The organism is Mycobacterium colombiense, assembly GCF_003284975.1.
Classification (GTDB): Bacteria; Actinomycetota; Actinomycetes; order Mycobacteriales; family Mycobacteriaceae; genus Mycobacterium; species Mycobacterium europaeum_A.
On sequence record NZ_QMEU01000005.1, the window covers coordinates 12756 to 34550 of the forward strand.

General features: G+C 64.8%; 22 protein-coding genes. 14 read left to right on the forward strand and 8 right to left on the reverse strand.

Going from position 1 to position 21795, the window contains the following annotated elements; genetic code table 11:
• The first annotated feature begins 35 nt into the window (after positions 1-35).
• A complete protein-coding gene (locus DQP58_RS03260; RefSeq protein ID WP_112707071.1) occupies positions 36-452 on the forward strand; it encodes a PaaI family thioesterase in 417 nt (138 codons plus the stop codon).
• Here the strand turns inward: DQP58_RS03260 and DQP58_RS03265 are convergent.
• Entirely contained in the window at positions 431-1450 is a 1020-nt protein-coding gene (locus tag DQP58_RS03265) for an acyl-CoA dehydrogenase family protein (protein ID WP_112707072.1), read from the reverse strand. The genes DQP58_RS03260 and DQP58_RS03265 overlap by 22 nt on opposite strands.
• 103 nt (positions 1451-1553) lie before the next feature.
• Here DQP58_RS03265 and DQP58_RS03270 point away from each other — a divergent pair, with 103 nt between their 5' ends.
• Positions 1554-2714 carry an acyl-CoA dehydrogenase family protein gene (locus tag DQP58_RS03270; RefSeq protein ID WP_112707073.1) on the forward strand — a complete coding sequence of 387 codons (1161 nt, stop codon included), beginning with the start codon at positions 1554-1556 and terminating at the stop codon, positions 2712-2714.
• Here the strand turns inward: DQP58_RS03270 and DQP58_RS03275 are convergent.
• Positions 2703-3500, reverse strand: a complete 798-nt coding sequence (locus DQP58_RS03275) for a TetR/AcrR family transcriptional regulator (protein WP_112707074.1) — start codon at positions 3498-3500, stop codon at positions 2703-2705. The two genes, DQP58_RS03270 and DQP58_RS03275, sit on opposite strands and share 12 nt — an antisense overlap.
• A gap of 287 nt (positions 3501-3787) precedes the next feature.
• Between DQP58_RS03275 and DQP58_RS03280 the strand changes: the two genes are divergently transcribed.
• Positions 3788-4975 carry an amidohydrolase family protein gene (locus DQP58_RS03280; RefSeq protein ID WP_112707075.1) on the forward strand — a complete coding sequence of 396 codons (1188 nt, stop codon included), beginning with the start codon at positions 3788-3790 and terminating at the stop codon, positions 4973-4975.
• A 17-nt stretch (positions 4976-4992) separates the two neighbouring features.
• On the opposite strand, the gene DQP58_RS03285 is transcribed toward DQP58_RS03280, so the two are convergent.
• From DQP58_RS03285 to DQP58_RS03300, 4 genes are read right to left on the reverse strand one after another with little or no spacing between them, the layout of a single operon-like run.
• Entirely contained in the window at positions 4993-5817 is an 825-nt protein-coding gene (locus DQP58_RS03285; RefSeq protein ID WP_112707076.1) for an enoyl-CoA hydratase/isomerase family protein, read from the reverse strand.
• The gene (locus DQP58_RS03290; protein ID WP_112707077.1) at positions 5814-6899 is read right to left on the reverse strand and encodes a hydroxyacid dehydrogenase; all 1086 of its coding nucleotides are present in this window, start codon (positions 6897-6899) and stop codon (positions 5814-5816) included. The genes DQP58_RS03285 and DQP58_RS03290 overlap by 4 nt, the downstream gene beginning before the upstream one ends.
• 28 nt (positions 6900-6927) lie before the next feature.
• Positions 6928-8043, reverse strand: coding sequence for a TauD/TfdA family dioxygenase (locus DQP58_RS03295; RefSeq protein ID WP_112707078.1), 1116 nt, complete (start codon positions 8041-8043; stop codon positions 6928-6930).
• 42 nt (positions 8044-8085) lie between these two features.
• Positions 8086-8922 carry an HpcH/HpaI aldolase family protein gene (locus DQP58_RS03300; protein WP_430915690.1) on the reverse strand — a complete coding sequence of 279 codons (837 nt, stop codon included), beginning with the start codon at positions 8920-8922 and terminating at the stop codon, positions 8086-8088.
• 53 nt (positions 8923-8975) lie between these two features.
• On the opposite strand from DQP58_RS03300, the gene DQP58_RS03305 reads away from it, so the two are divergent.
• Positions 8976-10121 carry an acetyl-CoA acetyltransferase gene (locus DQP58_RS03305; RefSeq protein ID WP_112707079.1) on the forward strand — a complete coding sequence of 382 codons (1146 nt, stop codon included), beginning with the start codon at positions 8976-8978 and terminating at the stop codon, positions 10119-10121.
• Positions 10121-10525, forward strand: a complete 405-nt coding sequence (locus DQP58_RS03310; protein ID WP_112707080.1) for a Zn-ribbon domain-containing OB-fold protein — start codon at positions 10121-10123, stop codon at positions 10523-10525. Before DQP58_RS03305 ends, DQP58_RS03310 begins: the two co-directional genes overlap by 1 nt.
• On the opposite strand, the gene DQP58_RS03315 is transcribed toward DQP58_RS03310, so the two are convergent.
• Complete coding sequence (locus tag DQP58_RS03315; RefSeq protein WP_112707081.1) at positions 10515-12086, reverse strand: class I adenylate-forming enzyme family protein; 1572 nt, start codon at positions 12084-12086, stop codon at positions 10515-10517. The genes DQP58_RS03310 and DQP58_RS03315 overlap by 11 nt on opposite strands.
• 57 nt (positions 12087-12143) lie before the next feature.
• Here DQP58_RS03315 and DQP58_RS03320 point away from each other — a divergent pair, with 57 nt between their 5' ends.
• Positions 12144-13010, forward strand: coding sequence for an SDR family NAD(P)-dependent oxidoreductase (locus tag DQP58_RS03320; protein WP_112707082.1), 867 nt, complete (start codon positions 12144-12146; stop codon positions 13008-13010).
• 3 nt (positions 13011-13013) lie between these two features.
• Here DQP58_RS03320 and DQP58_RS03325 read toward each other — a convergent pair whose 3' ends face one another.
• On the reverse strand, positions 13014-13826 hold the full coding sequence (locus DQP58_RS03325; RefSeq protein ID WP_112707083.1) for an enoyl-CoA hydratase/isomerase family protein: 813 nt from the start codon (positions 13824-13826) through the stop codon (positions 13014-13016).
• Between the two features lie 52 nt (positions 13827-13878).
• Here DQP58_RS03325 and DQP58_RS03330 point away from each other — a divergent pair, with 52 nt between their 5' ends.
• The 8 genes from DQP58_RS03330 to DQP58_RS03365 all read left to right on the forward strand — a co-directional run bounded on the left by DQP58_RS03330 (position 13879) and on the right by DQP58_RS03365 (position 21795).
• Complete coding sequence (locus tag DQP58_RS03330) at positions 13879-15129, forward strand: hypothetical protein (protein WP_112707084.1); 1251 nt, start codon at positions 13879-13881, stop codon at positions 15127-15129.
• Positions 15130-15133: 4 nt separating this feature from the next.
• Positions 15134-15940: an enoyl-CoA hydratase/isomerase family protein gene (locus tag DQP58_RS03335; protein WP_112707085.1), complete on the forward strand. Its 807-nt coding sequence runs from the start codon at positions 15134-15136 to the stop codon at positions 15938-15940.
• A 6-nt stretch (positions 15941-15946) separates the two neighbouring features.
• Positions 15947-17194 (forward strand): acyl-CoA dehydrogenase family protein, encoded by a 1248-nt coding sequence (locus tag DQP58_RS03340; protein ID WP_112707086.1) that lies wholly within the window; start codon positions 15947-15949, stop codon positions 17192-17194.
• A complete protein-coding gene (locus tag DQP58_RS03345) occupies positions 17191-18006 on the forward strand; it encodes an enoyl-CoA hydratase/isomerase family protein (RefSeq protein WP_112707087.1) in 816 nt (271 codons plus the stop codon). Before DQP58_RS03340 ends, DQP58_RS03345 begins: the two co-directional genes overlap by 4 nt.
• Positions 18003-18803, forward strand: a complete 801-nt coding sequence (locus tag DQP58_RS03350; RefSeq protein WP_112707088.1) for an enoyl-CoA hydratase/isomerase family protein — start codon at positions 18003-18005, stop codon at positions 18801-18803. Before DQP58_RS03345 ends, DQP58_RS03350 begins: the two co-directional genes overlap by 4 nt.
• Positions 18800-20272, forward strand: a complete 1473-nt coding sequence (locus tag DQP58_RS03355; RefSeq protein ID WP_112707089.1) for a class I adenylate-forming enzyme family protein — start codon at positions 18800-18802, stop codon at positions 20270-20272. Before DQP58_RS03350 ends, DQP58_RS03355 begins: the two co-directional genes overlap by 4 nt.
• Before the next feature lie 359 nt (positions 20273-20631).
• Positions 20632-21336, forward strand: coding sequence for a hypothetical protein (locus tag DQP58_RS03360; protein ID WP_112707090.1), 705 nt, complete (start codon positions 20632-20634; stop codon positions 21334-21336).
• A gap of 33 nt (positions 21337-21369) precedes the next feature.
• Positions 21370-21795 (forward strand): hypothetical protein, encoded by a 426-nt coding sequence (locus tag DQP58_RS03365; protein WP_112707091.1) that lies wholly within the window; start codon positions 21370-21372, stop codon positions 21793-21795.

A 21795-nucleotide genomic window follows, 5' to 3' on the forward strand; every position in this document is an offset into this window, starting at 1 on the left:
GGATGACCACCAACTCACCCGCGGCGCCACGCCCAATGAGCGTCACCATCCCGGGCCACCTCTTCGCCCAGCTGCCCTTCTACGACGTTGTCGACGCACATGACTCGGTCGTCGTTGAGCTGCACAACCGACCGGACCTGGTGAACATCCGGGGCGCGCTCCAAGGAGGGCTGGTCGCCACGCTCATCGACGTGGCTGGCGGCCGCCTTGCGATCAAGTACGCCGGCGACGGTAGCGGTGCGGGCACCGCTGACATGTCCATCCATTTCCTGGCGCCGATCGTCGAAGGACCTGCGCGTGCAACCGCCACGCTGGTCCGCGCCGGAAAACGCAACATCGTTGTCGGCGTTGACGTTTCCGACATTGGTCGAAATCGACTCGCGGCACGAGCGACGCTCAGCTTCGCGATCCTTGCACCCCGTGATTCCGTTCAGCCTGCGGCCACTCCGTAGCGCGCATCGGCTACGCGATCCAATGCGACGGCGGCCTCGCCGAAGACCAACGCCCATCCCCGAACCCGGCGGTAGTACAGCTGGATGTCGCCTTCCATGCCGAACCCGTACCCGCCATGGATGTGCAGGCTACGCCGCGTGGCGTCCCGGGCCGTCTCATAGGCGAATGCGAAGGCCATCGCGGCCAGTTCTCGAACGCGCTGGGGCTCATCGGCAAATGCGCATGCCGCCTTGAGTCCCAGCAACCGCGCTCCGTCAGCGGCAGTGGCGCTGTCTGCCAGTGGATGGGACACCGCTTGGAAGCTACCGATTGCGGCTCCGAAGGCATGACGTTGCTTGGCGTAGTCGACGCCGATCTCGACGGCTTTCTTGGCCGCACCCCCTAACGCGACGGCCGTGAGGGTGAGCCATAGGTCAAGAGCGCCGTCGAACAGATGGCCCGCTCGCTCTCCCTCCGCGAGCACGATGGGCTCGTTCTCAATCGATATGTCCGCCAGCGGCATTGATCCCAGGTTCTTCACCGCCGTGCGGTTCTTCGCGATCGGCGCCGCCAACAGTCGTCCATCCACCAGAGCGATCACATGGTCCGCCACGGCCCCGGCGGGCACCAACCTCAACCGCCCATCGCGCTCGCCGCGTGGCGCAAACGTGACCAGCTGATCACCGGCGACAATGGTGCTCAGCAGCCCCGCGCCCACGTCACCGGACTCGGCCAGCAGACGCACGGCGACCTGCGCTTCAATTATGGGCGCGGACGCGACGGCGCGGCCAAACTGCTCGGCAATCAGCGCAAGTTCCAGTTCGGAGGCGCCCCATCCGCCGGCCGCCTCACCAACCGCCATCTCCACCGCCCCAGTCTCCTGTAACGCTTTCCACAGCCTGGGATCGAAGCCCAACGGCTCGGCCGCCCGGACACGCTCCGAGGTCGACTCGCGCGCAAAAAGCGCGGCGAACGAATCCACCAACTGTCTCTGTTCGCCCGTTAGGCTCAGGTCCACTGTTGTCGTCCGATCACGAGTGGATATGTTTACTCTCAAAAATAAAGATTAGCATTCCCGTTCATACGGTCCGGGATGCTCGTCGACAGATTGGCGTACGCACATGCACTTTCAGCTCGATGAAGATACCGCGAGATACCGCGACGCGATCCGCGCCCACCTTCAGGACGTGTTGACTCCCGAATTCGAGGAGCGCATCTACAAGAATGGCGTCGCGCATGATGATGCGTTTGCGAAAGGCCTTGTCAGCAAAGGCTATTTTGCGCCTGCCTGGCCTGTCGAGTTTGGTGGGCAGAACCGTAACGCGTGGGATGACCAGGTCCTCAAAGAGGAGCTCATGCGTTTCGACGCACCGGTGTACCTCTCCGAAACCACCAGGATGGTGGCGTCGATCATCCGCGAGGTCGGCACCCCGGCCCTGAAGGATCGCATCCTGGCAGGTGCGATCAGTGGCGAGATCACCATCGCCCTCGGCTTCACCGAGCCGGAATGCGGATCGGACGTCGCGGCGGCCGCCACCAAGGCCGTTCGGGACGGTGATGAGTGGGTGATCAACGGCTCCAAGATGTTCACCACCAACGGTCACATCGCCGACTTTGTGTTCCTACTCGCGCGCACGAACCCGGACAAGCCCAAACATCAGGGCCTAACCATGTTTCTGGTGCCGTGTGACTCCGATGGCTTTGCCGCACAAGCCGTATGGACCCTTTCCGGAGAACGTACCAACATCACCTTCTACAGCGATGTCCGCATTGGCGACCAATGGCGAATCGGGGAGGTCGATGGCGGATGGCAGGTGCTCGGTCTGTCCTTGCGAGATGAGCACGCATCCGGTTGGGGCCCGCATCTGATTCGGTTGCTCGACCATGCCGAGCATTGGGCCACCACCAGTAGGGCCGATGACGCCTCCCCGCCCATCGTGAAAACCGATGTCCGGCGCCGGCTCGCCCGCGTCGCAATGGAGGCCGAGGTGTCGATGCTGTTGCAACGGCGGTGCGTGTGGATGCACGAACAGGGTGACGTACCGGTGGCCGAGGGGCCAATGTCGAAGGTGTTCAGCACCGAGGCGCTCGAACGCGCAAGTCAGGACGTGTTCGAACTCATCGGCACCGACGCCTTACGCAGCTACCTGGAGCCGACCGCCCCCGAACGCGGGCGGTTCGACCACTCATTGCGATTCTCGTTGGGCACCACGATCTATGCGGGTACCAGCGAGGTCCAGCGCACGATCATCGCCCAACGTGGGCTCGGTCTACCCCGTTAGTTTCTTTGGCCGTCCGGCCCGACTGGAGGACCTCGCACGCGGGACTGCCTTGCGCGCAGGCTTGGCGTTGACGTCCTGGGCAGGCGGTGAGACAGCCTGCTTGCACCACGCCCACAGTTGATCCTCGGTCAGCTTCGGACTCTTACCCCCGAGATGGAACACCCCAATTTGAGCGAGGGCGGTGAGTGTGGTGTTCAGCAGCGTAGTCAGCTGCGCAGGCGTCAGGTCGGTGCGGACCAGTCCGGCACGTGCACATGACGTGATGATCTTGGTCAACAGTTTCAGGTGCGGCTCCCACACCTTGGCGAAGTCGTCCGGCCGCTCGATTTCTAGGCTCAGGTTATAGATCGTCATGACCCGGCCGCCGACCGCTTCAGACGACTCGGCGCGGGATAGCACTCCCCGGCAGAATGCCTCGAGTTGCTCCATCGGACCGTCGGCCGCTGCAACATCTTGCCGGATATCCTCGGTGAACTGACTCGTGACGTTCTCGTAGAGCGCCAACATCAGTTCTTCTTTACCGGCGAAGTGTTGGTAGAACGCCCGCAGGCTCAGATTCGACCTGTCGATGAGCGTCTGGATCGTGAAATCGGCTTTACCCGACTCCTCTACCAATTCGAGCGCCGTGGCCAAAAACCGCGAACTGCGGGCCAGGGCACGCGCTCTGGCGGTGCTCAACCGCCGTTCGATCGTGCGTTGCTGCCACGTGCCGGGCACCTCGACGTCGTTGTCAACTAGTTCTAAGCCGGTTTCGAGGTTGGAACCGGCAGGCTTCTTCGTAGGCATAATGCGGTAAGAATACGCGCCCGGAACGGAAAACGTGCGATCTACCTACACGTGTATGTTGATTCTCCCTGCGCGTAAGCGCTTGTTGTCGACTCGACCGCGCCCATCGACGCCCGCAGGTGCCGCGGGCGTCCCTCCCAGTCCCTCGCTGGGCGTCGCTGGCAACGGGTTCGCGCGAGGCCCGGCGCGTAGCCGACCTTTGATGCGGTACCGTGGAAACGATCATTCTCATTTACCGTCATGCCCCGCACATCGAGCCCGCGGACCGTTGTCGAAGGAGAGCAGCCTTGAGTGCAGATATCCTGATCGTCTCGCCGGACGACCATCTGGTGGAGCCGGCCGATCTGTGGACCAGCCGGCTTCCAGAGCGTTATCGGGACATCGGCCCGCGAATCGTTCGCACCCGCGGGCGCATGGATCCGTCTGTCACGTCCGACGTCGCATTCGTCGAGGACGACGAGGGCCGGGACGCGGACATCTGGCGCTACGAGGACGCGGTCATTCCCATCCCGCTCATCAGTGCGGCCGCCGGCTACGAAATCGACGAGCTTACCACCGACCCGATCACCTACGACGAGATGCGACCCGGCTGCTTCCGTCCGGCGGATCGCCTTGCGGACATGGACGTTGCCGGCATCGAGGCCTCGGCCTGCTTCCCCAATACGCTCGTCCGTTTCTGCGGTCAACGCTTCCTGTACGGCAAAGACAAGGAACTCGCCAAGCTGTGCGTCGAGGCATACAACGACTTCCAGATCGACGAGTGGGGCGGTAGCTCGAACGGTCGGCTGATTCCGCTCGGCATCATCCCGCTCTGGGACGTCGAACTGGCCGCGAAGGAGGTGGACCGGGTCGCCGCCAAGGGCATGCACGCCGTGTGCTTCTCCGAACTGCCCTCTCGTCTCGACCTGCCGTCGATTCACAGCGGTTACTGGGACCCGTTCTTCGCCGCCTGCGAGCGAAACCAGGTGGGGATCATGCTGCACATCGGATCGAGTTCTTCACTCACCAAATCCTCCCCAGACTCTCCCCATGTCGTGACGAGCGCACTGATGGCGGTCAATTGCACGATCGCCCTGGTCGACTGGCTATTCTCCGGCAAGCTCAAGCAGTTCCCCGACCTCAAGCTCGCTTTCGCCGAGGCGCAAGCGGGTTGGATCCCGTACTACCTGCAGCGGGTCGACGAGGTATGGGAGGACCGGCGAGCGTGGGGCGGGATCCATCCCCTGCTGACCGAGCCGCCGAGCACCCAGGTACCCGGTCGAGTGTGGTTCTCCACCTTTGGCGATCCGGTCGCCTTCCGCATCCTAGATTTGGTCGGTGAGGACCAACTCATGTTCGAAACCGACTACCCGCACAACGACACGAACTGGCCGCACAGCACCGAGGTCGCGAACAAGGCGACGGAGGGATTGGACGAGGAGACCAAGCGAAAGGTGCTGTCCACCAACGCAAAGACCTTCTTTGGCATGGAGTAGCCCACCAAGCCCCGACGCTACCGCGCCTTCCACTCCGGCTTGCGCTTCTCCAGGAACGCTCGCGGCCCCTCGATGGCGTCTTTCGTGAGGGCCACCTTCATTCGATAATTCTCTGCGAGCAGCTCGGCCTCGTAGATTGGCAATGTCAGTCCCTTGCGGACGGCCATTCGCGAACCTCGCACTGCAAGGGGCGCATTGGAATTCACCACTTCGGCGATCTCCCACGCGCGCGCCATCAGCGCATCGTGAGGCACGACCTCGGTGAAGACGCCCAAATCGTAGGCGCGCTGCGCGTCGAGTTGTTCGTGCTTGCCCATCAAGATGAGCCGCATCGCGACGGGCAGGGGCAGCAGCCGGGCAAGCCTGACCCCTTCACGCCCGGACGTGACCCCGATGCTGACGTGTGGATCCATCAGCGTGGCCCGCTCGGAGGCGATGGTGATGTCTGCCGTCGTCACGAGGTCCATTCCCGCGCCGCAGGCGATTCCGTTCACCGCGCAGATGATGGGCTTGGTCATTTGGAGCCATGGCGGCGTGGCCTCCTGCGGCGCATCCCACTGCCGCATCGAGCTCAGGATGGGCTCGCCCTGGTTGTCGATCCCCGCCGCGTTCTCCATATCATGGTCGGCCGCCTTGTTGACATCGGCTCCGACGCACAACGCACGGCCCGCACCGGTGATGATGACCGTCCAAATACCTTGCGAGCGTTCGATATCCGAGTACGCCACGGCTAGTTCTGCGATCATCTTGTCGTTGATCGCGTTGAGCACCTCCGGGCGATTGAGCGTCACACACGCCGTGTGACCCCTGACCTCGACTTCGATCGTGTCGTAATCGGTCACCGACTGCCCTTCTCGTAAACGGCGGTGGCGCTTGGACGAAATCCGAAGGCGTCGTGAAACCGGTCGCAATAGCGGGGCCAGACGTCGGGATTGAGTAGGCGTGGGGGCAGGCCGCCCTCGAAGATCGTCTGCCACTGCACGGCGGTCGCAACGGCGATATCGCGCGCGGCCTCCACGGTGATGCCCGCGGTGTGCGGTGTCGCGACGACGTTGTCGAGTTGCAGCAGCGGGTTGTCCGGCCGTGGCGGCTCCTCGTGAAACACATCGAGACCGGCTCCCGCGATTGCGCCGCTGACCAGTGCGTCGCGCAGGGCCGCCTCGTCATGGACAGGGCCGCGAGCCGTGGTGATGAAGAAGGCGCTCGGTTTCATCGCCGCGAACTGGGCCCTGCCGATGAGGCCACGTGTCTCGCTCGTCAAAGGGCAGGTGATCTGCACGAAGTCCGACCGTTCTACCAGCTCGTCAAGCGTCACCTGCTGCACACCACGAGCCTGCGCGGTCAGCGCGTCCAGGTAGGGGTCGAAAACCAGTACCTCCATGCCGAACGGGGCGCACAACTCGACGAGACGGCCGCCGATGGCACCAAGCCCGACCACACCGAGCGTCTTGCCGAGCAGTTGGCTCCCTTGTAACCCGAGCCGATTCGCGACCGGACCGCTCCGCAGTGCCCGGTCCGCAACGGTGATCTTCTTCGCGAGGTCGAGCATGAATCCGAGCGCGTGTTCGGCCACCGCCTCTGCCCCCGGTCCGGAGTTGTTGCATACCGCAATCCCGGCGCGGGTGCACGCGTCGACGTCGATGACGTCATAGCCGGCGCCGGCCGAACAGACGGCGAGCAGCGACGAACATCGCGCAATAAGCTCCTCCCCCGCCAACCACTGGGCCCCATTGCCCACCGCCGCGACATCGGTCCGGGTGGCAACTTGGTAGCCGTGTGCGGATTCCAATGCCGCCCAACCCTCTTCGGCGGGCGCGGTCAGCTCGAGCCGGACGATTTCGATATCGGAGACTTCGAGGATGTCTCCTGCGGCGGGATCGGTCCACCGTTCTACGACCAACCGCGGTCGTGGCCGGTCGGTCATCGTCCTGAGGCGCCTTTGCAGCCGCCGGTCACGGCCGGGCCTTGGGTTTGGCCTGCGCCGCCTTGAACATGTCGGCCAGTGCGGCGTCGACATTGCGATAATCGTTGCGCGCTATCGCGCCGTCGCGACCGGGTACGACGTCGTATCCCAGCCGCAGATCCTTATTCTCCATATGAAAGTACTCACGCCCGATCGGCAGCCGGCGATCCTGCTGCGGGACCTCCATCCAGGCGCGCAGGAAGCACCGGGCCTTCTTCGGGTCGTTGCTGCTGACGAAGTCGGACCGGGAGTGGCACATCGCGAAGTTGTTGGCCACGGCCGCTTCCCCGGATTCCAAACGGAATTCGACCTGTTGCTCGACGAGTATGTTGCGGAGCAGCTCGATGGCCTCTTCTTGTTTCGGAGTGAATTCGCGCCCGAGGGTCTTCATCGCCGGCAAGATGCTGCTGTAGGTGAAGTTGATGCAGATTCGCCCGTTGATCTGCGAGAAGACCGGGACGTCGTAGGGTGTGACATCGGGCTGGTCATCCGGCTGTTCGCTGCGCCGATGGTGCGGAAAGCCTTGATAGAGCACGTCAAGCAGGTCGGGGCGTTCGGCCAGGATGCGGTTGTGTGCGGCAGGGCCGCTGGCGAACTGGCTTTCACCGCCCTGAGCCGCCGGGTAGACGCACAGCAGCGACAGGATGTCGGCGGCGTCGTTGTGCATGGCTAGTTCGGCGCGAGATTTCGTGCCCCGGGCAGGTTGAACTCCGCCGGGCAGGATCTCTTCCTGAACGCGCACCATGCGGTGACCAAACGAATTGTTCGACACCAGATAGCCGAGATGCGTGCAGAACGCCCAGTAAATGCGCTCGAGGTCTTCGATCGAGTGCTGCTCGACGGGAAAGCCGCGCACGCAGGCCAGACCTTTGCCGAACATCAGGTCTTGGTAAAGCCGTGCCAGATCGTCATCGAGGTCGGGGTGTCGCGCGTCCTGTGGCGTGATGTCGTCGCGGTCCTTCTTCGCGGTCTTGGCCAGGATCGATTCCAGCGCAGCCACATTGCGGGCGGACAGATCGAAGGCGAAGTCATCCTTGCTCGCGAAGTCCGCGCCCGTCCACGCCATCGGGTCGGTGACACGTTCGGTGTAGATGGCTGTCGGCATCCGGTCCTCCTGTTGTGTTGACTTCGCTTCCGGCTATCAATGTCATTCAGCAGCCGCGTTCTCGCAGCGACCCGTGAGCTCGCGGAGCGCTTGCGCACGGGCGGTGGCCGCTTCCGTCATCATCCCGACGTCGGTCCCCGCGGATATGAATCGCAATCCCAGTCCCACGAAACGATTCAGCAGGTCAAGAGACTTAATTCCGGCCACACCGAGCGCTACGCCGTGACTACGACAAGCCGCCGCTACCGATTCTACTGCACGATGGAAATAGTGATTCTCATACTGCCCGTGGATGCCCATCTCGGCGGTCAAATCGCTCGGCCCCAGCAGCAACATGTCGATGCCGTCGACCGAGGCGATGGAGTCGGAAGCTTCGACGGCTTCGGGCGTTTCGATCATCACCGCGACGACCGTGCGTTGTTCGAGCAACTCCACCAACTGCGGTGCGCTTTGCGGTTGGTACCCACTGAGCGCATTCGAACCTGAGATGGACCGATGGCCGACCGGAGGGAACCGCGCGGCATGCACGACCCGCTCCGCCTCCTCCTTCGAATTCACATGGGGCACAATGACTCCCACGGCACCGCAATCCAAAACCCGCGCGATGGTGCTTGGCTCATGCGAAGGCACCCGCACCAGGCCGGAGATTCCAGCACCGAGGGCACTGGCACAAAGCAGGTGCGCGGTCTCCAGAGACGTCGCTGTGTGCTCAAGGTCGACGTAAACCGCGTCGTACCCGCATGCTGCGGCGATCGCGGGAACGTCCGGGGTGCGCGAGTTGAGCAGTGCCAGACACAGCACGAGCGCTTCCCCCCGCAAAGCATCGCGCAGCGCTGTCGGCATAGCCCCACCGTAGCGGACCGAGAATTGCGTTTCCATCTTTTCGTGAATGGTCATTATCCACTGGAAGGGCGATGTGATAACCATTAGCTATGCCGTCGAACCGCGTCGCCATCGTGGGCGCAACCCTGTCCGACTGCGGCCGAGTTCCCGACAAGTCCGCCATGGCCCTGATGGCCCAGTCCTCGCGCCTGGCCATCGCGGACGCAGGTCTGACGAAGGAGGACGTCGAGGGGTTCGGTGGGCACGGAACGTTACTTCCGCCGGCCGAAGTCAGCGAGTACCTCGGCCTGCGTCCCGCCTGGGTCGATGCGACCAATGTGGGCGGTTCTTCGTGGGAAGTGATGGCCGGACATGCCGCTGCCGCGATCGCGGCTGGGGAGATCGAAGTGGCTCTGCTGACATACGGGTCAACCGCTCGATCTGACGTCAAGCGCCAGATTCGCCCGTCTGCCGCCGCGCTGGGCACCGGGGGCGCGTTACAGTACGAGGCCCCCTACGGCGCTACCCTGATCGCCAAGTACGCCATGGCCGCGCGCCGGCACATGATCGAGTTCGGCACCACCATCGAGCAGCTGGCCGAAGTCGCCGTCGCCGCCCACGAATGGGCCGCCATGAACGACAACGCATTTGAACGCGAGCGAATCACCGTCGCCGACGTCGCGGCCGCACCCATACTGGCGGACCCCTTCACCTCGAAGCATGTCTGCCTACGCACGGATGGCGGCGGTGCCGTCGTACTTGCCAGCGAGCGAGTGGCCAGGGATTGCGCGAAGGAGCCGATTTGGATCCTCGGCTCGGCCGACGCGACGTCTCACGTCAGCATGAGCCAGTGGCAGGATTTCACGACGTCGGCTGCGGCGTCCTCCGGCCCACGCGCATTCGCCCAAGCGGGCGTAAGCCCCGCGGACATCGACGTCTGCCAGCTCTACGACTCCTTCACCTGCACGGTCCTATTGACCGTCGAGGACCTCGGCTTCTGCGCCAAGGGCGAAGGCGGACCCTTCATCGAGTCCGGAGCGCTGCGCCCCGGCGGGGCGCTTCCGACCAACACCGACGGCGGTGGTCTGGCATCGTGCCACCCTGGCATGCGGGGAATGTTCCTCATGGTGGAGGCGGTCAGGCAGTTGCGCGGCGAATGCGAACAGCGCCAGGTCGGTGGGGCCGATCTGGCATGCGTTCATGCGATGGGCGGCTTCTTCACCCACAGCGCCACGATGATTCTCGGGAGGCAATAGTGACGGCGCCGGATCGACCGTCGGTCGACACCGACAGCCAGGCGTGGTGGTCGGCCGTGCAGGACCGCATCCTGATGGTCAACGCCTGCCGGTCCTGCGGCCACGTGTCGTTGTACGTGCGGCCGTTTTGTCCTCGGTGTTGGTCCGAAGACGTCGAATTGATCCCGGCAAGCGGACGCGCGCGGCTTTACACCTGGACCGTCATCCACCAGAATGCGGCGCCATTCGACACCCGCACGCCGTACGTGCTGGCGATGGTCGACCTTGAGGAGGGACCCCGGCTGATGTCCGGCATCGAGAATTGCCCAATCGAAGATCTGCATGCCGACTTGGAGTTGGTGCTCGCCTTCCGCGACGACGAAGACGGATTCGTCGTCCCAGTTTTCCGCCCGTCTACCCGGTAGTGGCAAGCCGGTCGGCGAGCAATCGCTGCCGGCCGGCTGACCGTGCTTCGAGCGTTTTCCGATCGACCTTGCCGTTGGCGTTGACCGGAAGCGGCTCGTCCCAGATCACGAGCTCTTCGGGCAACTTGAATTTCGGCAACCCCTCCGCCAAGAGTGCCTGGGCGACGTCGTCAAGCGACAGCTCGACGCGAGGCTCGAGCACAACTGCCATCGCCAGTCGTTCGCCGGTGGTGCCGTCGGCGACCGAGTAGGCGGCACACTCGCGGACTCCCCCTATCCGCGAGACAGCCTCTTCCACTTCGGCGGCGGGGATTTTCAGCCCGTTACGGATCACGATGTCCTTGAGGCGGCCCACGATTCGGACCCGTCCGTCGACCACCTCTGCCACGTCGCCGGTGCGGAACCATTCGCCGTCGAACGCGTGCCAGTCGTCCTCGTGGTCGGTATAGCCGAGAAACGCATGTGGCCCCTTGACGCAGCACTCGGTGGGATCGGTACCGGACCCGACGCGCACGTCGACGTCGGCAAGCGCGACACCGTCATCGGCGTGACGCACGTCGCGGGACTCCGTACGCAGGCCCGAGGTGCTGATCGGAATCTCCGAGGAGCCGTAGGCGCGCATGACGACGATGCCGAAGCCGTCTTCGATGCGCTCGACGATGCGCCGGTCCAGCATCGTGCCGCCCAGATACACCGCACGCAGTTTGACGACCGCATCGCGCGCGAGCGCTTCGTCGAGTATGCGGTCCAGCAGCCGGTCGGGACCCCCATACCACGTCGCACCGGAGTCGACTAACAGCTCACACGTGGTGGCCGGGTCCCAGCGATCCTCGAGAATCACCGGCGCCCCGAGCATCGGACCGATGAACAAGGCTTGCACCACTCCGGTGACCGAAGCCAACGGGCTTATCAAGAAGATCCGGTCGTCCTGATCGAGACCCGCCGCCCAGACGTAGTTCGCCGACGCCTTTGCCAGCGTGCTCAAGGAGTGAATCACGCCCTTGGGTCGAGACGTCGTCCCCGAGGTGTACAACACAACGGACGGCTCGTCCGCCGGCCTCGCGGGACGCAACGGCTCGGCTGGCGCACGGCCACTACCGCTCGGCTCAATCCACCGACAGCGTTCGAACATTTCCGGCTCCCCTAACGCCGTCCAGTTCGGCGCCGCGCCGAACCGCGCGCCGGTGCGCGCCAGAATGTCGGCGACCTGCGTCGCTCCGGCGCTGCGCGGCACCAGCAGAACCACCGCGTCGGCGCGCAGGGCGGCGTGGACCACCACCACCGAGTCCACGTCGTTGCCGACCACCAGGACGATCATGTCGCCTGCCGAGACACCGGCGTCGACCATCGCCCGGGCTGAAGCATCGACGCGTTCGTCCAGTTGACCTGACGTCAGGTCGGTGCCTCGATCCGCCACGGCAAGGCGGTTGGGGTGTCGCGCCGCGGCAGATCGGACGACGTCGAGCGGTTGCCCCGACCAGAAGCCCGCCGCGCGGTACCGGGGCCGTAACCCTTCGGCTCGCCGGCGCGCATCTCGCAGCAACTCAGTCGAGCCATTCATGTAGCGCCCTCCCGATGCAAATGATTGTTCTCGATTAGGTAAATGTAACCTCTCACCATGCAGTCATTGACTTTCGACAACCAGGTAGCCATCGTCACCGGCGCCGGCGGCGGACTAGGACGCTGCCATGCGTTGGAACTCGCGCGGCGCGGCGCGCGCGTCGTGGTCAACGACCTGGGCAGCTCGGTGGACGGCAGCGGCGCCTCGATCTCGGCGGCACAGAGCGTGGTCGACGAGATCACCGCGGCTGGAGGCGTCGCGATCGCCAACGGCGACTCGGTGGCCACCGAAGAAGGCGGGGCGGCGATCGTGGCGGCGGCGCTGGACGCGTACGGGCAGGTGGACATCCTGGTGAACAACGCGGGAATCCTGCGCGACGCCGCGTTCAAGAACATGACCGCGGACCAAGTTGACGCCGTCCTCGCGGTACATCTGTCCGGCGCATTCAATGTGACGCGGGCGGTGTGGCCGGTGATGCGCGAGCAGAATTACGGGCGAATCGTCCAGACCACCTCGGGCACCGGTCTTTTCGGCAACTTCGGGCAGGCCAACTACGGCGCGGCGAAGATGGGCCTCGTCGGCATGATGCATGTCCTGGCTATCGAGGGACAGCGCAACGGCATCCTCATCAACGCGATCGCCCCCATCGCCCGAACCCGCATGACCGAGGACATCATGGGCGAAGCCGGCAAGGCCATGGACCCCGAGCTCGTCACCCCGGTGGTCGTTTACCTGGCCCACCGCAGCTGCGACCGCACCGCGCACATCTATTCGGTGGGCGCGGGAAAGGTATCGCGGGTATTCATCGGTGTCACCAAGGGGATCGAGGACACGTCACTGACGGCGGAGTCGGTGGCCTCATCAATCGGCGAGATCGACGACAGTTCAGCGTTCACCATTCGCGGCGGTCCGCTCAAAAGCTGAGCATCACAACCCCCGGAACCGCGGCGCGCGCCGCTCGGCGAACGACCGCAGGCCCTCTTGCAAATCGGCGGTCCGCGACACCACCTCCTGTGCCCAGGCTTCCTGTTCGAAGGCGCGATCGCGGCCGGACTCCGACGACACGGACAACAGTCGCTTGGTGAGCCCCAGCATCACCGTCGGGGCCGCGGCGAGGCGCCCGGCGAACTCTTCCGCGGTGGGTTCGGCATCGTCGGGGTCGGTCACCCGATTGACGAGTCCCAGGCGCTCACAGGCCGCGGCGTGGACAGGCTCGCCGAGCATCAACAGTTCGGTGGCCCTTCGTAGCCCGACGATTCGTGTCAGCAGGTAGATGGCGCCGGAATCCGGAAGAATGCCGCGGTGCACGAACGACTCGACAAGCTTTGCCTCCGTTGACATCACGACCAGATCGCAGGCAAGCACGAGACTGACCCCGGCGCCCGCAGCGGTTCCTTTGACCGCCGCGACCACCGGTTTGTCGCAGTCCAAGATGGACGCGACCAGACGTTGCCAGCCCTGCTGGAGCATGCGGGCGACGTCACCGGGCCGCTTCTCGCTGACCGGTTTTGATTGCCCATCGGCGGCCAGACCTGCGCCGGCGCAGAAGTGCCGGTCACCGGTGGCCCTCAACAGCACGGCACGAACGGCGGGATCATCATCCGCCCGCACAAATGCCTCCGTGAGGGCGTCACGTGCCAAGGGCGACAACGAGTTTCCCACCTGGGGGCGGTCTATGGTAATCCGTTGCACTGCATCGTCACCGACGGCCACAACAATGCCGGGCGCCTCTTCGTTCATCTTCACATCCCCGCGTTAACGACGTTTCCGATTTTCGGGTATCTTAATTTCCATGCCGGAGACCGGTCACATTACCGACGAGGGGCTGGCCAGGTTGCGCGCCACCATCGGTATCGCCGTTCCCCACACTCAGCCCCCGCATTACTTTCGTCCGAACGAGGACTGCTTCCGGCACGTTGCGGAAAGCTACGGGGACTCCAATCCGTTGTGGACCGATCCCGAGTATGCGGCCAAATCCGTGTGGGGTGAGTCGATCGCGCCCCCCGCGCTGGTGGGTGGCGACACCCTGATCGGCGACGACGAGGTGACCACGCTCTCCGCCGAAGATCGTGCCTTGACCAAAGGGGATCCGCTGCGCGGCGTCCACGCCTTCTACGCGTCGTCGTCGCGCGAATGGTGGGCACCGCTGCGCGCAAATCATCGGGTTTTCCGGCGCAACGCGCTGGTGGCGGCACTCGACAAGAGCAGTGAATTCGCCGACCGCGCCGTGCACGAATGGTCGGCGCAGGTATTCCGCGACGACGAAGGCGTCATCCTGGGCGGCCAGTACCGCAACATGATCCGCACCGAGCGCAAAAAGGCGCGGGGACGAAAAAAATACGAAGCCGTCGAGCTGAAGTCGTGGACACCGGACGAGATCACCGAAATCGACGAAAGATTGGCGCTCGAGTCACCCCGGGGCGCCGAACCACGATGGTGGGAGGACGTCGACGAGGGCGACGAGCTCGGCCCCTTGACCAAAGGCCCGCTGACGGTCACCGACATGGTCTGCTGGCACGTCGGCATGGGGACCGGGATGTACGGCGTGCGGCCTCTGCGGCTGGCTTGGCGCAACCGGCAGCGCATTCCCCGTTTCTACACGCCCAACGAGCACGGCGTCCCCGATGTGCAGCAACGCGTGCACTGGGAACCGGAGGCCGCCCGCAATGCGGGCAATCCCACCACCTTCGACTACGGCCGCATGCGTGAGACCTGGCTGATCCACCTGTGCACGGATTGGATGGGTGACGACGCCTGGCTGTGGAAGCTCCATTGCGAGTTCCGCCTCTTCAACTACGTCGGCGACCTACACACCCTCACAGGAAAAGTCGTGCACAAGTATCTGGCCGGTGGGGATCGGCCTGCCGTCGACCTCGAACTCGCGGCGACCAACCACCGTGGCCAAATCACTGCCCCCGGACACGCCACCATCCTGCTGCCGAGCCGCGACCGCGGGCCTGTCCGGCTGCCGGAGCCACTCGGCGGCGCCGATAACCTGACGGATCTGCTCACCGCCGTGTCGGCGCAGTTCGCCGGGCGCTGAGGCCATGAGCTACCAGAGCGTGCCCGGCCTGAGCGCCGAACAGCGGGGTCCGGCGCTGCATCTCACGCTGGAGCGCGCCGATCGTCGCAACGCCGTCAACGACACGATGCTAGACGCAATGATCGCGCACCTGGCGGCAGCGGGTACCGACGAGTCGGTGCGCGTCATCCGGATCGACGCCGAGGGACCGGACTTCTGCGCCGGGTCCGATCTGATCGCCAACAACACGCGCTCGGAGCGCAAGCCGCGGGTGGGCAGTACGCAGCGCCGCCTGCCGAACAAGGCCAATCGACTCATCCCGTTGATGCTCGAGACGCAGGTTCCCCTCGTGGCGGTGGTTCGCGGCTGGACGGCCGGTCTCGGGTTCCATATCGCGATGGCCGCCGACTTCTGCGTGGCGGCCGACGACGCGCGGTTCTGGGAACCGTTCATGGCTCGCGGTTTCACCCCGGACAGCGGCGCGGCCTGGCTGCTGCCTCGCCTCGTCGGCATGGTCCGGACGCGACAACTCCTGATGCTCGGCACAGAGATCTCCGGAGCCACCGCTGCCGAGTGGGGCATCATCCACGCCGCGGTCGCCGAGGATGAATTGGACGCCACAGCAGCCGAACTCGTCACGAAACTCGCGCAAGCGCCCACAGTGGCGCTGGGGCTCACCAAATGGCTGTTACAGAGCGGCAACGGACTCGATCTCGACCGTCATCTGCAGAACGAGGCAATGGCTCTCGAGATATCAAGCCGCAGCGAGGATTTCCGTGAAGGCCTGGCGGCATTTCGGGACAAACGCGATGCGAAGTTTCAAGGCCGGTAGACGATCATGACAACGCTGCCGATCACCGCAGCCACCAGTGCCGCCGATGCTCGGGTGGCGGTCGAGCACTGGATCGACGCCGAGGTGCCCCGATCGTGGCGGACGGCCGCGGCCGAGGGACCGGCTGCGTTACGGGCGGTACGCAGTCACGCCGACTACCAGCACTGGTATCCGGTGTTCGCCGCGTCGGGACTTGTCGTGCCGACGTGGGCGCCTGAGCACGGCGGCCTAGGTGTCGGCAACGACGTTGCCCGCACCATCGAACAGGCGCTGCGCCCACTGCGGCTGACGCGTCTGAATCCGTTAGGCCTCAACAATGCCGCCGCGGCGCTGTTCAGTCATGGCACCGAAGAACAGCGGCTGCGCTTCCTGCCCCCGATAGTGCGCAACGAAGAGAAGTGGTGTCAGCTCTTCAGCGAGCCTGGTGCCGGGTCAGACCTCGCGTCGTTGGCGACCCGCGCGGTTCGGGACGGCGACAGCTGGGTCATCTCCGGCCAGAAGGTTTGGACTACCTGGGCCGACGAGGCCGACTTTGCGATACTGCTGGCGCGCACCGATCCGGAAGCGCCCAAACACCAGGGCATTACCTACTTTCTGCTCGACATGCATCAGCCCGGCGTGCAGGTCAGACCGCTGCGCCAGATCACCGGCGAGGCGGAGTTCAACGAGGTCTTCATCGACGACGCACGCATCCCCGACGCCCACCGGGTAGGCAAGGTCAACGACGGCTGGCGGGTCAGCGCGTCGACGCTATCCAGTGAGCGGCAAATGGTTTCGGGATCGGGCTCGGGAGGCATGGGCCGCCTGGGCGGCTCGAGTTCCGAACGCCTGATCACCCTGGCCAAGGAGACCGGGCGTTGGGACGACCCCGTCGTCCGAAACAAGGTTATGCATCTGTGGGCACAAGAGCAGATCCGGGGATGGACGAATGCTCGAGTGCGCGCGGCCCTGTCGGCCGGTCAGTCACCCGGTGCTGCGTCCTCGATCGGAAAGGTACACCAGGCCACGCTCAACCAGCAGATCCAAGACCTCATGGTCGATCTGCTGGGCACGGATGCGGTTGCTTGGCCGGCCTTGCAGGATCCGGACATGCTGCCCCGCGATGTCCACGGGATGATGCGCAGCCTCGCCAACGGCACCGAGGGCGGCACCACCGACATCAACAAGAACATTCTCGGCGAGCGCGTACTCGGGCTGCCCAAAGAGCCGGACCCGTGGAAGGGCAAGCCGTGGAAGGACGTCCCTCGCTCATGAGCGCGTATCGGCGTCTGATGGTGGAGAAGGCCGACGGCGTCGGCTGGCTTATCCTGAACCGGCCCCACGCGGGAAACGCCTTCGATGCCCTGATGCTCGATGAGCTCGAGGCCGCCTGGGCAGATCTCGACGCGGACCCCGACGTTCGCGTGATCGTCAACACCGCCAACGGCAAGGCGTTCTGCACCGGAATGGACGTGGTGCAGGTCGCCCGCGACAAGGAGGCGATGCGTCGGCATTCCCGTCGGACCCGGGATGCCGAGCTGAGGATTTCGTCATGGCACTGCGGGGTGTGGAAGCCGGTGATCGCCGCCGTCAACGGGGTCTGCGCGGGCGGTGGTCTGCACCTGGTCGCCGACGCGGACATCGTCATCGCGGCCGAGGACGCATCTTTCGTCGATCCCCACGTCTCGATCGGCCAGGCGGTCGCCTACGAGGCGATCACGTTGCTGCGCAAGTCGCCGATGGAGGCGATCACCCGGATGGCGTTGAGCGGCCGCGGTGAACGCATCTCGGCGCAACGCGCCTACGAGTTGGGCATCCTGTCCGAAGTGCTGGCTGCCGACCAGCTTCGGGCGACCGCAGGGCGGCTCGCCGCCGCGATCGCCACCAACTCGCCAACCGCGATGCGGGCCACCAAAAAGGCGTTGTGGCATTCCTTCGAGGTCGGTATGGCGCAGGCACGCCGCGATGCCGCCGACGAGATCTGGCGGCTGCGTAACCATCCGGACCATGCGGAGGGTGCCCGGGCGTGGCGCGAGAAGCGCACGCCGCAGTGGCGACCGCTCGCGGACGCAGCGGAGGTCTCATGACATACCAGAGACTCATTGTCGAACGGCGCGGTCCCGTCGGCTGGATCATCAACGACCGACCCGACCGTCTCAATGCCTATGACACCGTGATGCGCGAGGAATTTCCCAAGGCCTGGGCGGAATTGAACGCCGATCCGGAGGTCCGCGTCATCGTGCACACCGGCAACGGCCGGGCCTTCCAGGTCGGCGCCGATGTCGAAGATCTGGATGGCGAGGCGGTGCTGCAGTTCCAGGAGACCATGCGCACGCTGGACCTGAAACTGAGCGCGTGGCACTGCAACGTCGAGAAGCCGGTCATCACCGCCGTCAATGGGGTTTGTGCGGGCGGCGGGTTGCATTGGGTCGCGGACGCCGACATCGTCATCGCGTCGTCGGACGCGACTTTTGTGGACCCGCACGTGTCCATCGGTCAGGTCAGTGCGCTCGAAACCATTGCGCTGATGCGCAAGATGCCCGCCGAAGCCGTCCTGAGGATGGCGCTGGTGGGCAGCCACGAGCGCCTCAGCGCGCAGCGCGCCTACGAACTCGGCATGATCAGCCAGGTCGTCGACCCGCCCGACCAACTGCGTTCCGTCGCCCAGGAACTCGCCGAGAAGATCGCCCAGAATTCGCCCGCGGCGATGCGCGCCACCAAGCGGGCGCTGTGGGGCGCCCTCGAGTACGGACTCACCGATGCCTGCCGGGAGGGCGCCAAGCACCTGACGTCGATGTGGGGCCACCCGGATCAGAACGAAGGACCGCTTGCCTTCGCGGACAAGCGAATTCCGAATTGGGCTGCGCTGGAGGCCGATTCGTGAGCCTCGCGGAGCTGCTGGACGGTTTGCCCGAAATCGCGGTCCACACGCTCGGCGCCGAGGTGTCGCGCGACGACCTGTCGGCCAGTGCCGCACGGCTGGAGGCACTGCTCCGCGACAGCGGCCTGAGAACCGGACAGGTGGTCGCCGCGATGTTACCCAACGACGCCACGACCATCGCCGCGCTGTTCGGCACCTGGCGCGCCGGTGGCGTCTACACGCCGCTGAATCCCCGGGCCGCCGACCCAGAGATCGTGACCCAGCTCGAGACTCTGCGTCCCGTTGCCGTCATCACGACTTCCCCTCTGGTCGAACGCTTTACGGAATTCGGGTTACCCGTGGTGAGCTGCGACGACTTGTCGTGGGGGATGACCGCCGGCACCCGGCCTCCAACCGATCCGCGCCAGTACGACCCCGACGTGGCCCTGTTGCAGTTCACCTCTGGCACCACCGGCCCACCGAAGCCGGTGCCGCTTCGTCATGCCACGGTCGTGGACCTCATCGACCGACTGCTCGCGAAGCTGCGGGGCAGCAAACCCGCAACCGACCAGCGGAAGCGACCTCCGATGCCGAACCTCGTTCCGCTGTCGTTATCGCTGTGGGCCGGTATCTATCAGGTCCTCTTCGCGTTCCGGGCCGGGTCGGGTGTCGTTTTGATGGACCGTTTCTCGCCCACCGACTTTGCCGCCTTGGTCCAACGACACCAGCTGCGTTCCACCGTCCTGCCGCCCGCGGCGCTGACCATGGTGCTGCACGACGATTCCGTCACAGACCTGGCGCCGCTGAAGATCGTGCGGTCGATCACCGCCCCGCTGTCGCCCGCGCAAGCGGCCCGATTTCGCGACAAATTCGGTGTGATCGTGCTGAACTCGTACGGGCAGACCGAGCTCGGCGGCGAGGTGGTGGGCTGGTCGGCCGCAGACGCCCGCGAGTGGGGCGAGACCAAGCTCGGGTCCGTCGGCCGACCGCTACCCGGCATCGACGTCACGATCACCGACGATGAGGTGATGGTCCGCACGCCAACGACGGCAGCCCGCAAGATCGATGCGGCGTTCCTGGACCGGCTGACCGACGACGGATGGTTCCACACGGGCGATCTCGGGTGGTTCGACGAGGACGGCTTCCTGTGGCTCGACGGTCGGGTTTCGGACATGATCAACCGCGGCGGACTGAAAGTGTTTCCCGGAACCGTTGAGGACGTGCTCGTCGCCGCCGAGGGCGTGCGCGAGGCCGCCGTGGTAGGCGTTCCCGACGAGCGGCTCGGAGAGGTGCCGTGGGCGTTCGTCGTACGCGGCGACGATACGGTGTCCGAAGACGGGCTGGTGGCGTGGTGCCGGGAGCGCCTGACGCCGTACCGCGTCCCGGTCCGCATCATGTTCGTCGAGCGGCTGCCGCGCAACGATGTCGGCAAAGTTGTCAAGCGCGAGCTCACCGCGCTGGCCGGCGGGGAAGCCCGGACTCCTCGCCGGTAACCTCAATTCTCGCTTATAAGCAGCGGTGCTAGCATCGTGCGGAAATGTACATTTCCATCTAGCGAGCATCCGGCGACGGGAGTAGCGGCTGTGATCGAAGAACTGGTCCGGATGGCGATCACCTGGGGCGTCATCTGCGGGCTGGTCGCCTTCTTCTACTGGATGCTGTCGAACATCGGCACGTTCTAGGCGGCAATGACGAGGAGGACCCACCCCAGTGGATGACCAGGACCGCCGGCGTCGGCGCGGGCTCATCGTCTTCCAGGTCTGGATTTACGGCCTGCTCCTGACGATGTTCTTGATCCAGCTCTCGATGCTGCTGACAAGAAATTGGTAGGCCGATGAGACTGCCCCCAGCAATGTCGCGCCGCAGGAACGGTGGATCCGACTCCCTATCGGCCACTCTCGACGAGCACGAATTTCAAAGTCGCCAAGCCCAACGACACGCGGATCGCTGGCTGATCGTCGGCACGGCCCTGATGGGCACCCTGGTGCTGGGGATCATCGGGCTCCCCATCTTCGTGCGCGGCTTATACCTCTTGCGCAATGCCCAACGCGGCGGCCTGTCGGTGCGTCCGTTGATGATCACGCTCATCGGCTACGTGATCATCTTGGATGCGGCCTTGAACAGCATCGGCTGGGCGCTCGACCTGTTCGCCAACCACGCACTGATAACCCGCACCGTGTTCACCGCGTGGGGAAATTTGATGGATGCGGGGTACTTCTGGCACTACAACGAACTTTGGATCGGTGGCGCCAGTGCCCCCGGCGAGAAGGCGTGGGTTCTGGTGTGCGTGCTGATCGCCTTTCCGATGCGCATGGCTGCGGCGATCGGGCTGCTGCAGATGAAACGCTGGGGCCACCAGTGGACGATCGTCACCTGTTGGTTCGGCGTCGTGGTGTGGACAGGCTACATCTTCAACATGACGTTGTATGCCGACGTCCGCTATGCGGCGGTCGGTCTTCCGGTGCTGGCCTGGTGGGCCTTCAACATCTTCTACATCACACCGTTTCTCGCGATCCCCTACCTGCACACCGTGAACCGAGAGATCTTCTCCGACTAGCCGATCCGAGGAAGGAAGATCGTGGGTACATCTATGACGGACGAAAGCGCGCCGGCTGAGCCGCTGCCGCCCGGCACGACCGCGACGTGGGCGGGGATGCATAAGTGGCTCAAGCGCGGACTTTTCGTCTGCCTGTTCGGCCTGGTGATCGAGGGATCGCTCACCGTGCCCGTCATCGCCGTCTGGTATGGATGGCCCACCCTGTCACTCACCGAGATCTGCAGTGAACTGCTCAAAGTGCGTTACTCCAATGACACGCTCGAATGCACCCAGCCCTACCCCCTCGGCGGGCCCCCGTTCGGCGGTGCCCCCGAGGCGGCCGGGCAGCACACCGCAAGAGATGACTGGGGAGTGCAGCCCCGTCCGCGGTACGACCGAATCGGATTCCGCGAACTAGTCAAGATCCACGACGAGCGAATTGCACGGCAGGCCAAGGTGTCTGCGACTCCACAACCGTAG

Excerpts from the sequence above, each read along its gene's own strand:
- DQP58_RS03260 (WP_112707071.1), top strand. The coding sequence starts at position 36 with ATGAGCGTCACCATCCCGGGCCACCTCTTCGCCCAGCTGCCCTTCTAC.
- DQP58_RS03270 (WP_112707073.1), top strand. The coding sequence starts at position 1,554 with ATGCACTTTCAGCTCGATGAAGATACCGCGAGATACCGCGACGCGATC.
- DQP58_RS03275 (WP_112707074.1), bottom strand. The coding sequence starts at position 3,500 with ATGCCTACGAAGAAGCCTGCCGGTTCCAACCTCGAAACCGGCTTAGAA.
- DQP58_RS03290 (WP_112707077.1), bottom strand. The coding sequence starts at position 6,899 with ATGACCGACCGGCCACGACCGCGGTTGGTCGTAGAACGGTGGACCGAT.
- DQP58_RS03295 (WP_112707078.1), bottom strand. The coding sequence starts at position 8,043 with ATGCCGACAGCCATCTACACCGAACGTGTCACCGACCCGATGGCGTGG.
- DQP58_RS03300 (WP_430915690.1), bottom strand. The coding sequence starts at position 8,922 with ATGGAAACGCAATTCTCGGTCCGCTACGGTGGGGCTATGCCGACAGCG.
- DQP58_RS03305 (WP_112707079.1), top strand. The coding sequence starts at position 8,976 with ATGCCGTCGAACCGCGTCGCCATCGTGGGCGCAACCCTGTCCGACTGC.
- DQP58_RS03315 (WP_112707081.1), bottom strand. The coding sequence starts at position 12,086 with ATGAATGGCTCGACTGAGTTGCTGCGAGATGCGCGCCGGCGAGCCGAA.
- DQP58_RS03320 (WP_112707082.1), top strand. The coding sequence starts at position 12,144 with ATGCAGTCATTGACTTTCGACAACCAGGTAGCCATCGTCACCGGCGCC.
- DQP58_RS03325 (WP_112707083.1), bottom strand. The coding sequence starts at position 13,826 with ATGAACGAAGAGGCGCCCGGCATTGTTGTGGCCGTCGGTGACGATGCA.
- DQP58_RS03330 (WP_112707084.1), top strand. The coding sequence starts at position 13,879 with ATGCCGGAGACCGGTCACATTACCGACGAGGGGCTGGCCAGGTTGCGC.
- DQP58_RS03335 (WP_112707085.1), top strand. The coding sequence starts at position 15,134 with ATGAGCTACCAGAGCGTGCCCGGCCTGAGCGCCGAACAGCGGGGTCCG.
- DQP58_RS03340 (WP_112707086.1), top strand. The coding sequence starts at position 15,947 with ATGACAACGCTGCCGATCACCGCAGCCACCAGTGCCGCCGATGCTCGG.
- DQP58_RS03345 (WP_112707087.1), top strand. The coding sequence starts at position 17,191 with ATGAGCGCGTATCGGCGTCTGATGGTGGAGAAGGCCGACGGCGTCGGC.
- DQP58_RS03350 (WP_112707088.1), top strand. The coding sequence starts at position 18,003 with ATGACATACCAGAGACTCATTGTCGAACGGCGCGGTCCCGTCGGCTGG.
- DQP58_RS03360 (WP_112707090.1), top strand. The coding sequence starts at position 20,632 with ATGTCGCGCCGCAGGAACGGTGGATCCGACTCCCTATCGGCCACTCTC.
- DQP58_RS03365 (WP_112707091.1), top strand. The coding sequence starts at position 21,370 with ATGACGGACGAAAGCGCGCCGGCTGAGCCGCTGCCGCCCGGCACGACC.